19 protein-coding genes and 1 pseudogene are annotated in these 16,995 nt (G+C 37.7%); 6 read left to right on the forward strand and 14 right to left on the reverse strand.

The window, feature by feature from the left end; genetic code table 11:
- Positions 1–332: 332 nt before the first annotated feature.
- The 9 genes from FZ949_RS03760 to FZ949_RS03805 all read right to left on the reverse strand — a co-directional run bounded on the left by FZ949_RS03760 (position 333) and on the right by FZ949_RS03805 (position 7,037).
- Complete coding sequence (locus FZ949_RS03760) at positions 333–845, reverse strand: hypothetical protein (protein WP_034965947.1); 513 nt, start codon at positions 843–845, stop codon at positions 333–335.
- A gap of 119 nt (positions 846–964) precedes the next feature.
- Positions 965–2,074 carry an ABC transporter substrate-binding protein gene (locus tag FZ949_RS03765; RefSeq protein ID WP_103559558.1) on the reverse strand — a complete coding sequence of 370 codons (1,110 nt, stop codon included), beginning with the start codon at positions 2,072–2,074 and terminating at the stop codon, positions 965–967.
- A gap of 17 nt (positions 2,075–2,091) precedes the next feature.
- Positions 2,092–3,039: an aldo/keto reductase gene (locus FZ949_RS03770; RefSeq protein ID WP_021086681.1), complete on the reverse strand. Its 948-nt coding sequence runs from the start codon at positions 3,037–3,039 to the stop codon at positions 2,092–2,094.
- Between the two features lie 23 nt (positions 3,040–3,062).
- On the reverse strand, positions 3,063–3,848 hold the full coding sequence (locus tag FZ949_RS03775) for an ABC transporter ATP-binding protein (RefSeq protein WP_009295486.1): 786 nt from the start codon (positions 3,846–3,848) through the stop codon (positions 3,063–3,065).
- Positions 3,845–4,867 (reverse strand): FecCD family ABC transporter permease, encoded by a 1,023-nt coding sequence (locus tag FZ949_RS03780; RefSeq protein ID WP_021086678.1) that lies wholly within the window; start codon positions 4,865–4,867, stop codon positions 3,845–3,847. Before FZ949_RS03780 ends, FZ949_RS03775 begins: the two co-directional genes overlap by 4 nt.
- Before the next feature lie 52 nt (positions 4,868–4,919).
- On the reverse strand, positions 4,920–5,222 hold the full coding sequence (locus tag FZ949_RS09425) for a transposase (RefSeq protein WP_051282770.1): 303 nt from the start codon (positions 5,220–5,222) through the stop codon (positions 4,920–4,922).
- Positions 5,223–5,271: 49 nt separating this feature from the next.
- On the reverse strand, positions 5,272–5,574 hold the full coding sequence (locus FZ949_RS03790; RefSeq protein WP_021086679.1) for a hypothetical protein: 303 nt from the start codon (positions 5,572–5,574) through the stop codon (positions 5,272–5,274).
- A gap of 97 nt (positions 5,575–5,671) precedes the next feature.
- Positions 5,672–6,571: a L(+)-tartrate dehydratase subunit alpha gene (ttdA, locus tag FZ949_RS03800; RefSeq protein WP_148790154.1), complete on the reverse strand. Its 900-nt coding sequence runs from the start codon at positions 6,569–6,571 to the stop codon at positions 5,672–5,674.
- A complete protein-coding gene (locus tag FZ949_RS03805; RefSeq protein WP_021085657.1) occupies positions 6,564–7,037 on the reverse strand; it encodes a ribosomal maturation YjgA family protein in 474 nt (157 codons plus the stop codon). Before FZ949_RS03805 ends, ttdA begins: the two co-directional genes overlap by 8 nt.
- Before the next feature lie 243 nt (positions 7,038–7,280).
- Here FZ949_RS03805 and FZ949_RS03810 point away from each other — a divergent pair, with 243 nt between their 5' ends.
- From FZ949_RS03810 to FZ949_RS03825, 4 genes are read left to right on the forward strand one after another with little or no spacing between them, the layout of a single operon-like run.
- Positions 7,281–8,339, forward strand: a complete 1,059-nt coding sequence (locus tag FZ949_RS03810) for a GNAT family N-acetyltransferase (RefSeq protein ID WP_021085706.1) — start codon at positions 7,281–7,283, stop codon at positions 8,337–8,339.
- A complete protein-coding gene (locus tag FZ949_RS03815; RefSeq protein WP_035142766.1) occupies positions 8,317–8,688 on the forward strand; it encodes an ASCH domain-containing protein in 372 nt (123 codons plus the stop codon). Before FZ949_RS03810 ends, FZ949_RS03815 begins: the two co-directional genes overlap by 23 nt.
- A gap of 6 nt (positions 8,689–8,694) precedes the next feature.
- On the forward strand, positions 8,695–9,573 hold the full coding sequence (locus FZ949_RS03820; protein ID WP_021085723.1) for a hypothetical protein: 879 nt from the start codon (positions 8,695–8,697) through the stop codon (positions 9,571–9,573).
- A gap of 14 nt (positions 9,574–9,587) precedes the next feature.
- Positions 9,588–10,061: a hypothetical protein gene (locus FZ949_RS03825; RefSeq protein WP_051282733.1), complete on the forward strand. Its 474-nt coding sequence runs from the start codon at positions 9,588–9,590 to the stop codon at positions 10,059–10,061.
- A gap of 412 nt (positions 10,062–10,473) precedes the next feature.
- Here the strand turns inward: FZ949_RS03825 and larB are convergent, their stop codons facing one another.
- The 5 genes and pseudogenes from larB to FZ949_RS03850 form a co-directional block, all read right to left on the reverse strand.
- On the reverse strand, positions 10,474–11,220 hold the full coding sequence (gene larB, locus FZ949_RS03830; protein WP_021085655.1) for a nickel pincer cofactor biosynthesis protein LarB: 747 nt from the start codon (positions 11,218–11,220) through the stop codon (positions 10,474–10,476).
- Entirely contained in the window at positions 11,207–11,986 is a 780-nt protein-coding gene (gene larE / locus FZ949_RS03835) for an ATP-dependent sacrificial sulfur transferase LarE (protein WP_021085705.1), read from the reverse strand. The genes larB and larE overlap by 14 nt, the downstream gene beginning before the upstream one ends.
- Entirely contained in the window at positions 11,958–13,376 is a 1,419-nt protein-coding gene (gene larC, locus FZ949_RS03840; protein ID WP_021085667.1) for a nickel pincer cofactor biosynthesis protein LarC, read from the reverse strand. The genes larE and larC overlap by 29 nt, the downstream gene beginning before the upstream one ends.
- Before the next feature lie 53 nt (positions 13,377–13,429).
- Positions 13,430–14,320, reverse strand: a pseudogene (locus FZ949_RS03845) (lactate racemase domain-containing protein); the annotation flags it as partial.
- Positions 14,321–14,476: 156 nt separating this feature from the next.
- Positions 14,477–15,241 carry a transposase gene (locus tag FZ949_RS03850; protein WP_103559554.1) on the reverse strand — a complete coding sequence of 255 codons (765 nt, stop codon included), beginning with the start codon at positions 15,239–15,241 and terminating at the stop codon, positions 14,477–14,479.
- Here FZ949_RS03850 and FZ949_RS03855 point away from each other — a divergent pair.
- Positions 15,201–15,440: a restriction endonuclease gene (locus tag FZ949_RS03855; protein WP_080656657.1), complete on the forward strand. Its 240-nt coding sequence runs from the start codon at positions 15,201–15,203 to the stop codon at positions 15,438–15,440. The two genes, FZ949_RS03850 and FZ949_RS03855, sit on opposite strands and share 41 nt — an antisense overlap.
- Positions 15,441–15,743: 303 nt before the next feature.
- The gene (locus FZ949_RS03860) at positions 15,744–16,958 is read left to right on the forward strand and encodes an ATP-binding protein (RefSeq protein WP_021085725.1); all 1,215 of its coding nucleotides are present in this window, start codon (positions 15,744–15,746) and stop codon (positions 16,956–16,958) included.
- The last annotated feature ends 37 nt before the right edge of the window (positions 16,959–16,995 follow it).

Here is a 16,995-nt window from a genome sequence, read left to right on the forward strand (position 1 = left end):
ATTTTATTTATCTTAAACGGATCAATAAACAACGAAAAGCATAAGCTGAACCAGCTTGCATCTATATTCTATATATGGTATTTGCTATCAAAAAGCCATCTTGTATTTCATTTGGGCGAGGATACTTTTTGTCCGACAAGTCAGACAAAAATACCTCGTTAGGGATAGTCCCTAAAACCCCATATTTATTATACAGCCTAAAAAATTACTGTATTTTGTTCCATAAGAACCAAACACTAATAACTCAAACGCATCTTTATTTTCAAAAAAATACCCTCCTTACTGGTTTGTCCAGTAAAGAGGGCACATATCAAAACCCTTCTCTTTTTCTTTTATAGAACTTTTGCGTTATATACTTCTTCGGGCTTAGCGGCCAATAGTCTTGCTGCCATATCTTTTTTCATCTGAATCAAAGTAGTCTCTTCTTCTTCACTTCTATCTTCTTTTCTTGATAATTCAATAAATTCTTTTAGTACAAAACCTGGCTTTATGGTTATAACGACTGTTTTATCTCTATACTTGAATTTAAAATAATATCTTCCATGGGGACTTTCTAAGACTTCTTCAGCTTCTTTTAAATTAATATCAACGGAAATTCTACCACCTGTTACGCATCTTGTTACCATTTCAAAAGCATCTAGCCCTCCCGGTCCCGGAAATGCTGTAATAAGATATATCTCTCTTCTTTCTAATAATTTCCCATCATCTAAAAGTGGAAAGGCTCTACTCATGACTTGAAATGCATGAGCTACTCCCCCGGGATAACCTACACCATGATAGTTTAGTAAATCATCAAAGCTATATTCTAATTCATGTCCTTTTTCTAATACTTTTATTTTATCCATGTTTCTTCCTTTCTTGTTAAAACTACTTCCTCAATATTGTAGCAACTTCATCATCTGATAATTTGTAATCATATTTCTAATACTTTTATTTATCCATGTTTCTTCCTTTCTTATTAAAACTACTTCCTCAATATTGTAGCAACTTCATCATCTGATAATTTGTAATCATATACATATTCAAAGAAATTCTTTAACTCTACTTCCATGTCCATATCTGAAAACAATTGTGGATACTGTATTTTTGCAGCCCATTTAACTGTAAGCGGAGTTTCAACCCCAGGAGGATCCCACCTATAAACACCTATAGGAATTTTGTATACTTGTTTGTTAGCTACAGCTTTAATTGTTGACCAGTCTCTACCTTCCTGCTTATTTTCAATAAAGTCTTCCGGCATTAAGTCTGAATGATTTCCTAAATAAATGATATCAGGGTTCCATACAATCATCTGCTCCATGTCCACTTCAGCCAATTTACCCTTAAGCTCGTGGGCCGGATTATGGGCTCCACTTGGTTTCATCCAATGGTCGTATGTTTTTACAGCTATTTTCATGTCACTATAAAACTCTATAACTTTTGGTTTATCTTCATCTTTTATTTCAGCTAACTTTGATGTTACTTCATTAATTCCTTTGTCCATATATTCAACTAATAAGTCGCCACGTTCTTTCTTTTGAAGTACTTCAGATATCATTTTTATATTTTCTTTTATACTGTCAAATTCTGCCCTCTTTAAAGCTACTACCTTAAGTCCTGCAGCTTCCATTTTTTCAATTTCTTTCTCAATATTCGAATAAATAAACACTACATCCGGTTTTAGCTTCAATAACTCTTCCACGTTAACAACTGAGTCTTTTGAACACCATTTAGTATTCGCATTAGCTAGTTGTGGATACATGTTTTTTAAAACACTTTCTTCAAAAGCTTTAATAGAAGATGGGTTGCATCCTACAATTTTATCTGTCTTTCCATCAATTGCATATATTATAGACGGAAGAGGCTTGTCCACCGTTGCAATTCTTTCCGGTGTTTTTTCAAATTTAATCGTTTTTCCTCTAACATCAGTAACCGAGTATTCGCTTTCTTTTACCTCTTTAACTTCTCGCACTTGACTAGCTTCTTTTTCCTTGTTTTCACTGATTTCATTTTTATTACTTTGAGAGCTGCCGTCACAAGCATTTAAAATTAATGCTAGTACTAAAAATAATAATAAACTAATCCTTCTTTTCATTTTTCCTCCTTTGAAAATTATACACTTAGTGGATAAACTCCAAACAAATCTGCAACTTCTTCTCTTAATATATGAGGTCTTTGTCTAAGAGCTTTGCCAACTTCTATCTTTCTTTCTAAATCAACTTGATTAATTCTTTCTTTTAATTTTCCTTCTTGTTCACTCCTTTCTTTAGCAGAGTAAGGTTCTTGATATAGGGTTTTAATAGCTTCATTAATTTCATCTTTTGAATTAAAGGTTCCCAGTACAGAATCTATAAAAGGAAAGGACAGAATATATGCATATGCCGCTTGAACCAAAGTTTGGTCTTCTTTTATACGAATAGCGTTAAATATATCTTCATAAAGCAACAAGTCTCCTGTTGCCAGCGGATTCATAGCTATTGTCCCTATATCTTTTTCATGAGTCTTCATTATTCCTTTTAATCTGTATTTGGAATTAATTATATTAAAGCCCTGTAAACTATAATCAAATTTATACTCCCCAATCATCTCAATTAGTTCTTTATTTTGTAAGTGTGAAGAAAAAGTAATATGCTTAATAAGTCCTTCTTCTCTTGCTTTTTCCATCTCTCTTATAGCTCCATAGTTTTTAGCTCCTCTCCATTCTTCAAAAGATTTTACACCCCAAAGACAAGTAAAGGAGTCAATACAACTTATTCCTAAATTCTTCAAAGAATTTTCAAGATTTTTTCGAAATGTTTTAGAATCTCCGGCATGTGTCTTTGACATAATATAAAATGGTTTTTTATGCTTCTTCATTTCTTTTATGGCTGCACCTAATATAAGTTCTGAACAATTGTTTCCATAAGTATCGCCGGTTTCAAAGAAATTTATTCCTTGTTTATATGCATAGAAGAAATTTTCTGCATGTTTATCTATATCTTGGGGATTCTTTAAGTGATGACTTCCCATAGATATTCTTGAAATTTGTATGCCTGTAGATCCTAATTTTCTATATTCCATTCATTAACCTCCTTCTAACAGTTCTATATGGCTTTATAAGGTGCAACTGTTTTGTATTCAACTTCTTCTGCTTGAAAAATTAAAATTTTAGCTTTGATCTGAAAATACTTTTGTAAGTTATCTTCAGTAATGGCTTTCGAACTTTCATCAAAGGTTGTTTTGTAGTCACTACCGATAAACAAAGTTTTGTCAGATATCTGCAATGCATGACTAGGAAAATGAGTGTTTATTATGCAAGCAGATTTTTTATTTACATTTATATGTTTAATTGCCTCTATGATTCTAATTTGATTCTTCATATCCAGGTTTGACTCCGGTTCATCTAAAATAAGAAGTTTTGGATTAGAAACAAGAGCTCTCGCAATCATAACCATTTGAAGCTCTCCTCCGGATAGCTCATCACAGTATCTATTTGATAGCTTTTCAACTCCTAATTCTTTTAAAGTTTCATAAGCTTTATCATAATCTTCCTTCGTAGGGATATGGAAAAAACTGTTTTCCTTGTCTAAACCCATCACAACCATTTCTAAAACCCCATAACTAAACACACTTTTCTTAACTTGAGGAACATAACTTAAGTTTTCCCATAATTCTTTTTCTGCATATTCATTTATATCTTTGCCGAACAATAAGGCTTTTCCCGTGTCCCATTTTAAAAATCCCATAAGACACCTTAAGAAAGTAGTTTTACCCACCCCATTGGGTCCAAGAATGGACATTACTTCTTCTTCTTTTAAATCAAATGAAATATCTTTTAAAATTTTTCTCTTGTCATATGAAAAAGTACCTTTTTTAACTTGGAGTATCATCTTCTTTCTCCCGAATTCTTTCTAAGTATAGTTATGAATAATGGCGCACCTATAAATGCTGTTAATATTGAAATGGGAATTTCATTGCTTGTAGCTGCTCTTGAAAGGGTATCTATCAGTAATAAATAAATTGCTCCCATAACACAACAAGTTGGAATAAGGTACCTATTATCATTTCCGATAACCATTCTCGCCAAATGGGGAATTATTAAACCTATCCATCCTATAATTCCACATACAGAAACTGTAGTTGCAGTTATCAATGTTGAGAGTAAGATAACCACAATACGTAATTTTTTTACATTAATTCCTAAAGACCTAGCCTCATCAGAATCTAGAGATAAAAGATTCAATTTCCACCTTAATAGAAAGAAGCCGAAAATACAAGGTATTATTATTATTGAACAAATAACAAGATCTCTATAGGATACACTTGCTAAACTTCCCAGCAACCACATAGTGATAGTTGGAAGCTTATCTTCCGGATCTGCTATATATTTAATAAATGATATTGAAGCATCAAATAGTGACTTTACAATTACTCCGGATAAAACTAACACATACAAATCTGTTCGTTTTTTTACTCTGGATAGGTTTAAAACTATATAAACTGCTAAAAGCCCCAGAAGCAAAGAAACATGCTGAGTCACTATCATGTCTAGGGATAATAATATAGATAAAGCCGCCCCAAAACCTGCTCCTGAAGACACCCCTAGTAAGTCCGGGCTAACTAAAGGGTTTGAAAAAACAGTTTGATATGCTGCTCCTGCCAGTGATAGCCCTGCACCTACTAAAACTCCCATAAGTATTCTAGGTAGTCTTATGTCAATTACTACACTAGTTTCATGTACATCTAAGCCGCTAACATCTCCGGTTATTGTTTTGTATATAATCATAAATGCTTTATAGGGGCTAACCTGATATCTTCCTAAACAAATACAAGTTAGTATTAAAAGCAATAGCAATACAAAGAGAACCAATATGCATAATTTTTTATTCTTAAAGAAACCTTTCCCCATTTATCCACTCTTTCTAATTAATAGTAAAAATCTTTTATATAGTCTCCTATCCTCAATATAAAGAAGTTAACAAAATTTTTTTAGATATTTGCTCTAAATTAGGACTTAAGGATAAGTCATAAGAGATTATTTCATTTGTATACATATCAAGTATTGGTGAAATGTTGCATTTACCCCATGAAAAGTTAAATTGAGATACATCAGTACTCCATTTTTGTAACGGCTTATCAGCTTTAAAATTTCTGTCTATTATATTATCAGCAATCTTGCCTACTTTACCTTTGTATGAATGATATTTTTTCTTTACACTATTAAGAATCCTATTATGAGTTACTTCATAATCTCCGTTTGCCATGATTTACCCTCCTTTCTTTAAATGTAACTTGGTTGTATTATAGCACTTGTTATATTTGAAAGTCAAGATATTGATACGCATATTCATCTTTAAAATGGTCATCATCATACTCTTCATATACATAATCATAATTTAACCTAAAATGCACATTACCAATGTACGCATCTACCATTGTTGTGTTAGCAGTCGGTTTTTTAGTGTAGGCTTCGATAGTTAGGCTTGCTGGCAAAAAAGATTCTTGGTAAGTAAATTCACTTTTGGCAATAACACATTTTTCATTTAGGTATGAACTACAAAATTCTAAAAACTTAGCTCCTAATTCATCTGCTAGCTCTCTTTGTGTGCTAGCCAAATCTACAAACTGATGTGCCCCGTGAGGTAGATCACGTCGCCGATTTTGATATTTGAAAGATCATCAGCGCTTATTGGCGTGGTTAAAATTTTCTTACTCATAGCGCAAACTCCTTGTGCGATTTTACGTCGAAATTTAGATCTGCGTCCCAGACGATGTGCCCTTTGCGGTGCGACCAACAGCCCACATTTACGGCAACAGCTATGACGCTTGGGTGGCGAGCGCAGTTTTCTATATGCACGCCCATCACAGAGCTTGCACCGCTCATGCCTTGTGGTCCAAGACCAATTTTATTTATGCCATCTTCAAGCAACTTTTCAGTTAATGCAGCGCGTTCGTTTGGATTTTTAGAGCCCAAAGGCCTCATAAGTGCCTTTTTAGATAGCAAAGATGCCACGTCGATCGAAGTACCCACGCCAACACCCACTAATAGCGGCGGACAGGCGTTTATGCCGTAGCTTGTCATTATATCCATGACAAATTTAACAACACCCTCATAGCCCATGCCAGGCATCAGCACAGTAGCCTTGCCAGGCAGGCTACAGCCGCCACCTGCCATATAGGTGTGTATCTCGCACTCGCTACTATTTGGCACGATCTCCCAAAACACGCTCGGCGTGCCCTTGCCGACGTTTTTGCCGGTATTATACTCGTCAAATGTCTCGACGCTGTTATGGCGCAGCGGAGCCTCGCGAGTAGCTTGCAGTACCGCCTCTCGTAGCAGTTCTTCAAGCTCGCCAATAAGCGGAAAATTTGCGCCACATCTTACGAAAAACTGGATCACTCCAGTATCCTGACAGGACGGGCGGTTTAGCTCCTTTGCAAGGCGCTGATTTTCAAACATCGTTTTATAGATCTCCTTTGCCAGCGGCTGCGTCTCGCGCTCGCTAAGCTCAAGTAGCTTTGCCGTCACGTCATCAGACAGCACTTTGCCCGTGTAGCCGACAAATTTTGCCATGACCTCAGTCATCTTTTTTATGGATTTTTCTTTATCCATCGCTTCTCCTTTGCTGGTTTTTACTTTCAAATTTTTCATAAACGCCCGCTAGGACGCAGCCAACCGCGTAGCAGAGCAGGTCGGTAAAATCAAACGTTCCGCCGATCATTATTTTTAAAATTTTATTTTCTATGCCCAAAATTTGCACTGCGCCAAAATACTGCGCGAGCTCCAAGGCCGCCGCAAAGGCAAAAATTTTAAGCGCTAAATTTGATGGCGTCACACTAAATATAGCTCTCACAAACGCATAAAGCAAGATGACGGCCAAAACGTCGCCCGCGTAGTGTCGCACAAAGCCGCCCTTTACGCAGATCGCTATGTAAATTTCGACCGCCAAAATCAGTACCGCCGCGGCTAAAAACGCTAGCCTCGTTCTCACACTTTGCTTTGTTTGCAGCTTTTGCTCGTGCCTTACTGCGTCCTTCGGCTCGTTTGGTTTTTGCTCTCTTAAATTTTTCTCTCGCAACGCTTTCCTTTTAAATTTAGCCTTCAAATTTAGCTGTAAAAACCACGTTTCAAATCAAAGTGGGCTAAAACATCACATTTTTCACTTTGATTTGAAACGTAAATTTTTTTAATCTTTTTATTATCGTTTTAAATTCAAAAAATACTTTTAAAGATCCTTGCCGATATTGCAACGATGGCTTTAAAAGAATAAAATTAGATAATCTTTGATACAATTGCTTGGAAAATTTCAAGAGGTGTTAAAATGTCAAATATCCAAGAGAAATATATACGTGAAATTAACACATCTGATTCCTTTTTCGACTCTTTAAGGCAAGACTATAAAGGTTTTGATACATGGATAGCGAAAAAAGCGGACGCTGGCGAAAAAGCATATATACTCTTTGATGATACCAAGATAGTGGCTTTTTTGTATCTAAAAATAGAAAGCCCAATAGATAATACGGATATAAGTCCGGCACTTGACACAAATGTGACATGGCTAAAGATAGGAACTCTTAAAATAGATGCGCATGGGACAAAGCTTGGAGAGCGTATTATAAAGAAGATTTTTGATTTTGCCGTAGCAAACAATATTTATAATATCTATGTAACGTCTTTTGAAAAACAAGCACCTTTAATAAAATTATTAAAAAGATATGGGTTTGTCCAGCATAGCAAAAAAATCAATGAGCTAGTATTAACAAAAAATATACCGACTCATGTGCAGGCGCTAAAAAATGATATACTGCTGGACTATCCGGCTATTAATGCGACAAGCGACAAATATCTTTTAAGTATATACCCAAAATATCATACTGGTATGTTCTCGGACTCTATGCTAAACACAGAAAGCTATGACATACTAAAAGACATGTCTGAATCAAATAGTATTCATAAGGTGTATATAACGGAAATGAAAGGTGTCGAGCAACTCAAGAGAGGCGACTGCTTACTCATTTATAGAACAAAAGATAAAAATGCCCAAAGCGCGAACTACTCATCCGTCATAACCTCCTTGTGTGTTGTAGAAGAATATAAAGATTTATCCAGTTTTAGTGACTTGTATGATTTCATCAAGTACTGCAAGCCTCATAATATATTTACTGATGATGAATTAGAGAATATATTTATCAAAAAAAATTACACAAAAATAATAAAAATGGCATACAATATATCATTTAAAAGACGTGTTATTTTAAAGAAGATTAGAGAAATTATAGGTCACGAAGAAGCCTACTGGGGTTTTGTGAAGCTTACAGATGAGGCTTTTTTTGCAATTTTAAAAGAAGGTTTAGTAAATGACAGCATTATTATCCATTAAGCCGGAATTCGCTGAGGCTATTTTTGATGGTACGAAAAAATTTGAGTTTAGAAAGGTAAAATTTAAAAAAAACGTTAATAAGATTAAAGTATATGCCACAAAGCCAGTTGGAAAAATTATAGGAGAATTTATAGTTGATAATATTTTGGAGGCAAGCCCAGAAGAGCTATGGGATAAAACGAGTATGGATGCCGGTATAGATAAAGAAAGATATCTAAAATACTTTAATGGCAAGAGTACCGGTTTTGCCATTAAGATTAAATCCGCAAATAAATATAAAGAGGCAATTTGTCCTTATTTGCAATACCCAAATTTTGTGGCACCACAATCGTTTATGTATATTGGATAAAAAACTATGAATAAAAAAAACTCAATCGCATGGCCTATAGCAATTTGTGCAGATTCTGATATTGCAGACAAAATAGAAGTTATACTTCACATCAACCTGTTTTTGCCAAACAATAACGAAAACTCATATATTGAAATTGGGGTATTGGTATCCAGGAAAGAATACAATAACATTAGTAGAAACTTTAACATAAATATCACACTCCCTTTTAAAATATACAAAACTGATTTTATAGACATCAAGGATCGCTTGTGTGATGGTAAAACCATAAACATGATATTTAACGAAGAAACACATCTGGATAAAAATAAATCAAGTTTTAGATTAAAAGAGTATGACCTTGGTAATATTGAGCTCTGTAATACCACCATCAACAATGATACAAGTATTACAATGAGCGTGAAGGAACAACAAAAAAATAGTTATTTCAGATTTAGAGTTACAAATATTAAGGATAAAATATCTGACACAATGCTCTCAGATACTATGACTAACCCTTTTATTAAAGCTATGAAAATCACCGGCATATCTATAAATTTGGATAGACGCTTTACAAAACAAATAGATAATAAAATAAAATTTAAGGAAATTAATACATTTATTATACTAGATTCTACTACGGAACTACTAGAAAAAAATAAGTCAATAAAAAGTTTTAGGGTTTTGGAGGATGATTTGTGGCGTGAATATATAGGTTATGATACCGATTTAAATATGACGGTCTATCAGTTTAAGGAGAGTAATCTTAGTGGTGGGTGCATAGAATCGTATCAACTCTTTTTAAAAAGCCTTCATCATAAAAGTTCAAAATTTGAAAAATACAAATTCCTGTTATTCGTGGTGTTCGTAGCTATAGTGTCTAATTTTATTTATGACCTCTTATAAAGTGTTTTTTTTAAATGATATTCTATGACCCCTCAATTGTCTTAACATCAAATCACATTTTGCCTATAAAGGCAGATATACAGAATAAATATGTATTATATAACTATATCAAAGAGGCAAAAAAATACTATCCAGAATTTGATGCTTGGTATTTTCTTAACGTGATACCATCTTTAAAAAATGGAACAAAAAAAATAATAACTTCTTGTAACGAAAATGATTTAAGAGGCTTGGCTATTCTAAAATACAGTGAGCAAAAGATATGTCACTTATCTACCATGCCCCCTTACAAGAATAAAGGATACGGAATAAAACTTTTTAAACAAAGCTTTATGGAATTAGAAACAGAAAAACCATTTCTCACGGTGTCGGAAGAAAAATTAGTAGAGTTTAAGCGCATATTTGAATATTTTAGATTCGAACTTACTGATGTTATAGATGGCTACTATAGAAAAGGTAAGAAAGAATATTTTTATAATCAGATATAATCCTACCCCTCAAACTCCAGATCAATCATATAGTTTGTAGTGTTTAGATTATGCGATACGCTTTTAATACTAAATTTTACATTTTCAAGTCTGGTTACGCCGGTTATTTTTAGTTTTACGCCGGCCCTTAGCTCTCTACCAGTGGCGGTAAGCTAGCCGTTCATTCCGCCGCGTTGTAGTTCGTTTAGCTTGGCTTCGCCCTTTTTAAGGCTTCATTGTCTGATTTTGGCTCGGGGATATTTAGCTTATAGGTTTGCTTTCCGCCGCCAATCTTCGCTTGTTTATCTTTACTGTCTTTGCTATCGTGCCACTGCGCTATTACGGCTTGGTAGCTGTTGCGGTTTGCTTCTGTGATCGATAGGCTCTCGCACTCGAATTTAGTCCGTTTATTAGTCCGAGCACGGGCGTAAATTCAGAGATGATTTATCAGGTTCGCGTTATACGCGGCGCCGAATCCGTTGTCGATATTTACGACGCTGACGCCGTTTGCGCAGCTGTTTAGCATCGCTAGCAGAGCCGCCAGCCCGCCGAAACTCGCTCCGTATCCCACGCTGGTGGGTACCGCGATCACCGGCACGCTCACGAGGCCCGCGAGCACGCTAGCTAGCGCGCCTTCCATGCCCGCCACCGCGATCACGACCTTTGCCCCGCGTATTTGCTCTAGATTTGCGATCAGCCTGTGCAGCCCAGCCACGCCCGCATCGCTAAATTTACGCGTGTCGTTGCCTAGAAATCTCGCCGTTTCGTACGCTTCCTCCACTACCGCGCCGTCGGCGGTGCCTGCGGAAACTATCGCGATGTAGCTTTGCGTGAGCGCGGGCTCTTTAAATTTGACGCTGATGACGCGGCCGCGAGCGTTAAACTCCACCTGCGGTAAGATTTCGCGCAGCCGCTCAAAAACCCGCTCGTTCGTGCGCGTGATTAGGATATTTTGCCCTCTCGCGCCGATCGCTTCTGCGATACGCAAAATTTCATCATCGGTCTTGCCCTCGCCGTAGATCACCTCGCCCGCGCCGTTTCGCAGGGCGCGCTGAGTGTCGATTTTGGCGCAGCCCACGTCGCTAAAAGGAAAATACCGTAAAAACTCTATCGCTTCGCGCTCGCTTTTTTCGCCCGATTTTACGGTACGGATGAAATTTAAAGCCTCATCTTTCGTCATTTAAAATCTCCCCGCGAAGCCCCTTTAAATCAAGCAAAATATCATACTCGCCAAGCGCGGCGATCTCGCGTACGACGGCGCTAAAATCTCCCGCGCAAAAGCGTCTAGTCTCGCTCGCACCCATTTGCAGCTTAAAGGCTTTGCCGTCAAATCGCGCGCGAACGTTTAAAAATCCGTGCGAGATTAGCAGATTTTCGGCTCGCTCCACGAGCGAAATTTCCTCCGCGGAAAACTCCCTATCGTGCGGTAAACGCGTCAGAAGGCACGCGTAGCTGGGCTTATCCGCGGTCGGCAGTCCAAGCTCGCGGCTAAGCTCTCTAATCTCTGATTTTTTGAGGCCTTTAAGCGGCGAAAGCACGCCAAGCTCGTCTTTTGCTTTAAGCCCCGGGCGGTATTCGCCAAGGTCGTCTAAGTTCGTACCGTCGGCGACATTTGTAAAGCCTAGATGTTTTGCCAGCTCGATTAACCGTGTAAAAACCGCCTTTTTACAGACGTAGCAGCGATCTTGCGGATTATTTTTTACCGCTTCGGGCGCTTCTAGCTCTAAAATTTCGTGCCTGATGCCGTAAGTACGGGTAAATTCCATCGCCTCTTTTATCTCGCGCCCCGACATATAGGGCGATTTTAGCGTGATAGCTACCGCGCGCCGGCCTAGCGTATCGGCGGCAACGCGCAACAGTAGCGAGCTATCCACGCCGCCGCTAAACGCTACGGCTAAATTTTCCAGCTTTTTTATATCATTTTTTAGAATTTCTAGTTTCGTCATATTTTTTTAAAGTCTCGTTTCTAACCTCGCGGATCGTCGTTTGAAATCTCTGCGCGGCTTTTTTGCAGTCCTCGAATTCGGGCTTGATTTTTAAAATTTCGGGGTAATCTCGGGCTAAATTTTCGTCCGTTAAATTTTGTTCGGCGTTAAAACCGCAAACTCGGCCGCGCGAAATTTTAAGCCTTATTTTGCCGTATTTAGTCTCTACCTCGCAAAACTCGCGCGCAAGCTCCGTTTTCCTCACGACGCACTCTCTAACTCCGATCGCCGTCGTATGCGCGAAAATTAGCCCCTTTATCCGCGCGGCGTCCTGCTTGCGGCACAGCGCGTTTAGCTCAAAGCCCGCGCGCCCCTTTTTCATAAAAATAGACCTGCTAAATACGTCCAGCGCGCCGCTATCTCGCAAAATATCGCACGCAAAGGCAAAGCTCTCGGCGTCCATGTCGTCGATATTAGTGGAGATTAAAATCCGCTCGCAAAGCTCGCCATAGCCGATCTGCACGCTCAAATTTGGCTCATCTCTCAAGCCTAAATCCTCGCTCGTTTCGCAAAGTATCACGCGAAGCGCGTTGGCAAAATCTGCGACGTCTTTATCGCCAGCGCCGTAGCCCGTGCTTAAAATTTTAAAATTTCGCGGCGACTCGCGGCGGTCTTGCTCCCTTAAATTTAGTGCGCAGGCCTTTAAAATAGCCGCTCCTGTGGGCGTAGTCATCTCGAAATTCGCTCGCCCTAGGCTTACTTGCGCGCCTTTTAAAATTTCGCAAACCGCAGGCGCCGGTACGGTCAGCCTGCCGTGAGCGCAGTGCGCAAAACCGCCGCCAAGCTCGATAGGCGAAGCAAAAATTTGCGGCGCACCCAAGGCCTCCAAGCAAATAGCCGCACCCACTACGTCCGCGATGCTGTCCGCGGCGCCCACTTCGTGGAAATGTACTTGCTCTGCGCTAGTGCCGTGGATTTTGGCCTCGGCCTGCGCGATAACGCTAAAAATTTCGCTTGCCGTTTTTTTTACGAAAGCGCTTAGGCTAGAACCCTCGATAAGCTCTAAAATTTGCGTGAAATTTCGCGGACGCGGATGGTTTTGGGCGGGCTTATCCGCTCTAAATTCGGCGCCGTGAATTTTGCCGTTTAAATTTTGACGCGGGCTAAATTTAGCGCCTAAGAGGCCAAGCGGAATTTGGCTCGGATTTGCCGCGCAAACGACGTCTATTTTGGTTGCAGAGATACCGCATTTTAGCACTTTGCGCTTGCGTAGGTAAAATTCGCTAGCTAAATTTAGCTTAGCAAGCTCGGCGCAAAGATAGCTAAAATCCGCGCCCAGATCCACCAGCGCGCCTAAATTCATATCGCCGCTAATACCGCAACTAGCATCATAGTATAAAATTTTAGCCATACTTAAACCTTAGGCACAGTCATAGAGCCAAACGGCAAGATGACTATTTTTGCGTCCGCACCCTTTTGCGCCTGATAAAGATCGACATCCATAGGATAAGGCGCTACCGAGATCACGATGTCGGCTTTTTGTGGGATATTTACGCAAAAGACCTCATCAGCCTTTTTCACGCAGTCATAAAAACTATCGTTTAGATCGCCAGCACTTGCGTAATAGACACCATGCTCGCTATCAAGCACTGTCTGTATAGAAAAGACATCGATGTTTGAAAGAACCTTCATCGCATCGATCATATCTTCATGCACAGGGTTGCCCTCAAGGCGCAGAGCCTGAGCGTCAGGACTAAGTGCTAGTTTGTGGTTTTGCGTGATGCTCTCGTATGAGGCAGTACCTGGCAAAAACGCCTTTCTACCGCCAGTGTAGCCTGCAAAATAGTGAGGCTCGACTGAACCTATGACGATCACTTTTTTAGCTTCAGCTACGATTTTGTTTAGATACATCTGCGTGCCGTTTTTGCTCTCGCCTAAAAAGACCATCTCATCGTGCTTTGAGTCGTGGTCATGAACCTCGTTTTTAGCTCTAATTTCAGGGTAAATTTCTTTAGAAAATATCATATTGTATTCATCTAGTGTCCCCTCTCTGTGGCAGCCGGTGGCGATGATGAAAATTTTATTTTTATCGCGAAGTTTTGGATAAATTTGCTTTAAAATTTTAGCAGTTGGCGTAGGCCTTGTGCCGTCATTTACGATGATAACGATCTTTTCATCGCCAGCGATAAACTCATCAAAGCTTTTTTGGTTTATTGGATTTGCCAGAGCCTTTGCGATGAGTGCCGTTTCGTCGAATTTAGCCACGGGGTTGGGGTTAAAAACTCCCAGTAAATTTTTTTCCGGAACGCTTAGGTCGATGATATCATCTTTGCCGTAGCGAATAGGAATTTGCACGTTTGCTCCTTAAGTATAATTATTAATTTTTTATCTTAGGATTATATATAAATTTTTCTTTTAAATGTATGTAAAAAGGGTATTCAATTTTTAAATTTATAGAGCGGATAAAATTTATTATGGTTCTTTGTCAATAGTGGGGGTGTAAAAACACCTCTATCTATTGCAAAGACGTAAATATATCAATTTTCTAAATCTTTCATAGTTTCTTAGTCCATAAGATACTCTTTTTATTACTTTCATTTTGTTGTTATTTCCTTCTACAAACCCATTGTTTATTTCATATTCTACTATATTTATTATCTCTTTTTTCCAACTTGTTATTGTATCTGCTAGTTTTATACTTTGCTTTATATTAAATACTCTCAATTTTTCAATTAATTGTTCTATTCTCCTTCTCATTGTCTTTACTGTCTTGCTCTCAAACATCTTGTAAAATTCTTTTATTATTCTATACATCTTTTTCAATGTCTTATCTACTTTTAATATCTCTTTTAATATTTCTTTTTGTCTTTGACTAAACTGACTTATTGGGCTTTTACTTAGTATTTTCCAATATTTTTTTAACTTCTTATACTTTTCATTGTCTTTGTTAAATAATTCTACTCTTAAATCTCTTAATGCCCATATCCCTTGTCTTATTACATGATATTTATCTGCTACTATTTGGGCCTGAACTATATTACTATTTATTACGCTTCTAAATGGCTTAAACATATCCATTACAACTACTTGTGGTTGTATTTCAAATTCGTTTATTATATTTTTTATTGTTTGTGAATGTCTATTTCTTAATATATCTACTAGTTTACGGTTTTTATCATACATCGCTAGCTGATATTTCTCTTTTTCTATATTTCCTTTAAATTCGTCTATATATATGACTGATGTATCTGGAGAGGTTTGTCTTTTTAGGGCGATTGCATTTTATGAGGGTGATATCAAGTACATTTATTTTGTCGCGGAGACTAAAGGGTCTATGAACTCTATGCAGCTTCGCCAAGTCGAAGAGTCCAAAATCCACTGCGCAAAGGAGCATTTTAAGGCTATAAGCAACGATAGCGTGGTCTATGACGTAGTGGATAGCTATAAATCACTACTGGATAAAGTTATGAGGTAAAAATTTATTGGGAAGTTAGGTCGCAATATAAAAGAGCCTGTGCAATATTCCAAAAATGGTTATTGTGCTGCTCCTTTTGAGGTAAAATTTGGCCACCATTTGTCAATATGAAAATCTGAGGTGATATTGCTTAAAACTCTACCAATAAAATACTCAGTGTGATGGAAAATCACAGTGACTGACTTAATCTTGCCAGTTTTAGTTCGAATTAAATTTAAATATACAATTATCTTAACCAAACCATCCTTGTAAATTTATATATATTGTAGTATTATACTCCTAAATATTTAAGGATAAAATACTATGTACATCAAACGAGCCGTAGCTGATGAGATAAAAGAGTATATGAAAAGCTTTCCTGTGCTTTTGATAAGCGGAGCTAGGCAAGTTGGCAAATCAACCCTTGCATTAAATTTAGATATACCAAATTACGTAACGCTTGACGATATTAATATATATGAATCCGCAAGAAACGACCCAAAAGGCTTTATAGAACACTGTAGTAAGCCTATCGTGATAGATGAGATACAAAGAGTTCCCATACTGCTTTTAGCTATAAAAGAATTTGTAGATAAAAACAGAACAAACGGTCAGTTCATATTAACTGGCTCTGCAAATTTAAAAGGCTTTAAAGATATATCAGACTCACTTGCTGGCAGGATAGGCATAGTGGAACTCTACCCGCTTTCTCAAAAAGAGTTAAGCTATAGTGATGAAAATTTGATAGATATTTTAAGTGGCGATATAAGCCATCTTGCATTGAGGAAATACGACAACGACGGCTTATCTGAGAAGATCATAAATGGCGGCTATCCAGAGATCACAAAGATAAGCTCTGAAAAATCAAAATATCTCTGGTTTAGCTCATACATAAGAACATATATAGAATCAGACGCCAAAGAGATAGGCAACATCAGAAATATGGATAAATTTATCACTATGTACCGCCTATGTATGCTAAGAAGTGGCAATATCTTTAACAAAAACGAGCTATGTTTAGAGTCTGGGCTTGATAATAAGACATTTGATAGCTATTTTAGCGTGCTTGAGCATACTTATCAGATCCAAAAGCTTCAGCCATACTTTAACAACGCTCTAAAAAGACTCATAAAAACTCCTAAAATTTTTGCTACCGACACAGGGGTGCTGGCACACTTACTTCAAATTTCATCAGCTCAAGATCTTGCAAATTCTTCATATAAAGGTGCCATATATGAGACATTTGTATTTGATGAACTACTAAAGGCAAATACAAGTAGCAAAAAACGAGCGAATATATACTACTACCGAACGAGCGATCAAAAAGAGATAGACTTTATCCTTGAGATATCGGGCAGACTCATAGCCATAGAGGTCAAATCCTCAAAAACTATCAGCAAAGATGACTTTAAACATATCTACCATCTAAAAGAAAATTTACAAAGTAAATTTGATAAGGGCATAGTTTTTTATGCTGGAGATACGGCTATGAAGCTAGATGATGATATGTTTGCACTGCCATTTGGTTTTATGGGGTGAGAGATGGCTAATAATTTGGCTTCTATAACAGCTCATA

Origin of the sequence: Campylobacter concisus, from assembly GCF_902460545.1 — a bacterium.
Taxonomy (GTDB): domain Bacteria; phylum Campylobacterota; class Campylobacteria; order Campylobacterales; family Campylobacteraceae; genus Campylobacter_A; species Campylobacter_A concisus_AE.

What these genes read in the sequence shown, in the direction of transcription:
- FZ949_RS03825 (WP_051282733.1), top strand. Translation starts at nt 9,588, where the DNA reads ATGATATTCTATGACCCCTCAATTGTCTTAACATCAAATCACATTTTG.
- ttdA (WP_148790154.1), bottom strand. Translation starts at nt 6,571, where the DNA reads ATGGATAAAGAAAAATCCATAAAAAAGATGACTGAGGTCATGGCAAAA.
- FZ949_RS03855 (WP_080656657.1), top strand. Translation starts at nt 15,201, where the DNA reads ATGACTGATGTATCTGGAGAGGTTTGTCTTTTTAGGGCGATTGCATTT.
- FZ949_RS03760 (WP_034965947.1), bottom strand. Translation starts at nt 845, where the DNA reads ATGGATAAAATAAAAGTATTAGAAAAAGGACATGAATTAGAATATAGC.
- FZ949_RS03810 (WP_021085706.1), top strand. Translation starts at nt 7,281, where the DNA reads ATGTCAAATATCCAAGAGAAATATATACGTGAAATTAACACATCTGAT.
- FZ949_RS03860 (WP_021085725.1), top strand. Translation starts at nt 15,744, where the DNA reads ATGTACATCAAACGAGCCGTAGCTGATGAGATAAAAGAGTATATGAAA.
- FZ949_RS03765 (WP_103559558.1), bottom strand. Translation starts at nt 2,074, where the DNA reads ATGAAAAGAAGGATTAGTTTATTATTATTTTTAGTACTAGCATTAATT.
- FZ949_RS03820 (WP_021085723.1), top strand. Translation starts at nt 8,695, where the DNA reads ATGAATAAAAAAAACTCAATCGCATGGCCTATAGCAATTTGTGCAGAT.
- larB (WP_021085655.1), bottom strand. Translation starts at nt 11,220, where the DNA reads ATGACGAAAGATGAGGCTTTAAATTTCATCCGTACCGTAAAATCGGGC.
- larC (WP_021085667.1), bottom strand. Translation starts at nt 13,376, where the DNA reads ATGGCTAAAATTTTATACTATGATGCTAGTTGCGGTATTAGCGGCGAT.
- FZ949_RS03815 (WP_035142766.1), top strand. Translation starts at nt 8,317, where the DNA reads ATGACAGCATTATTATCCATTAAGCCGGAATTCGCTGAGGCTATTTTT.
- FZ949_RS03780 (WP_021086678.1), bottom strand. Translation starts at nt 4,867, where the DNA reads ATGGGGAAAGGTTTCTTTAAGAATAAAAAATTATGCATATTGGTTCTC.
- FZ949_RS03775 (WP_009295486.1), bottom strand. Translation starts at nt 3,848, where the DNA reads ATGATACTCCAAGTTAAAAAAGGTACTTTTTCATATGACAAGAGAAAA.
- larE (WP_021085705.1), bottom strand. Translation starts at nt 11,986, where the DNA reads ATGACGAAACTAGAAATTCTAAAAAATGATATAAAAAAGCTGGAAAAT.
- FZ949_RS09425 (WP_051282770.1), bottom strand. Translation starts at nt 5,222, where the DNA reads ATGGCAAACGGAGATTATGAAGTAACTCATAATAGGATTCTTAATAGT.
- FZ949_RS03770 (WP_021086681.1), bottom strand. Translation starts at nt 3,039, where the DNA reads ATGGAATATAGAAAATTAGGATCTACAGGCATACAAATTTCAAGAATA.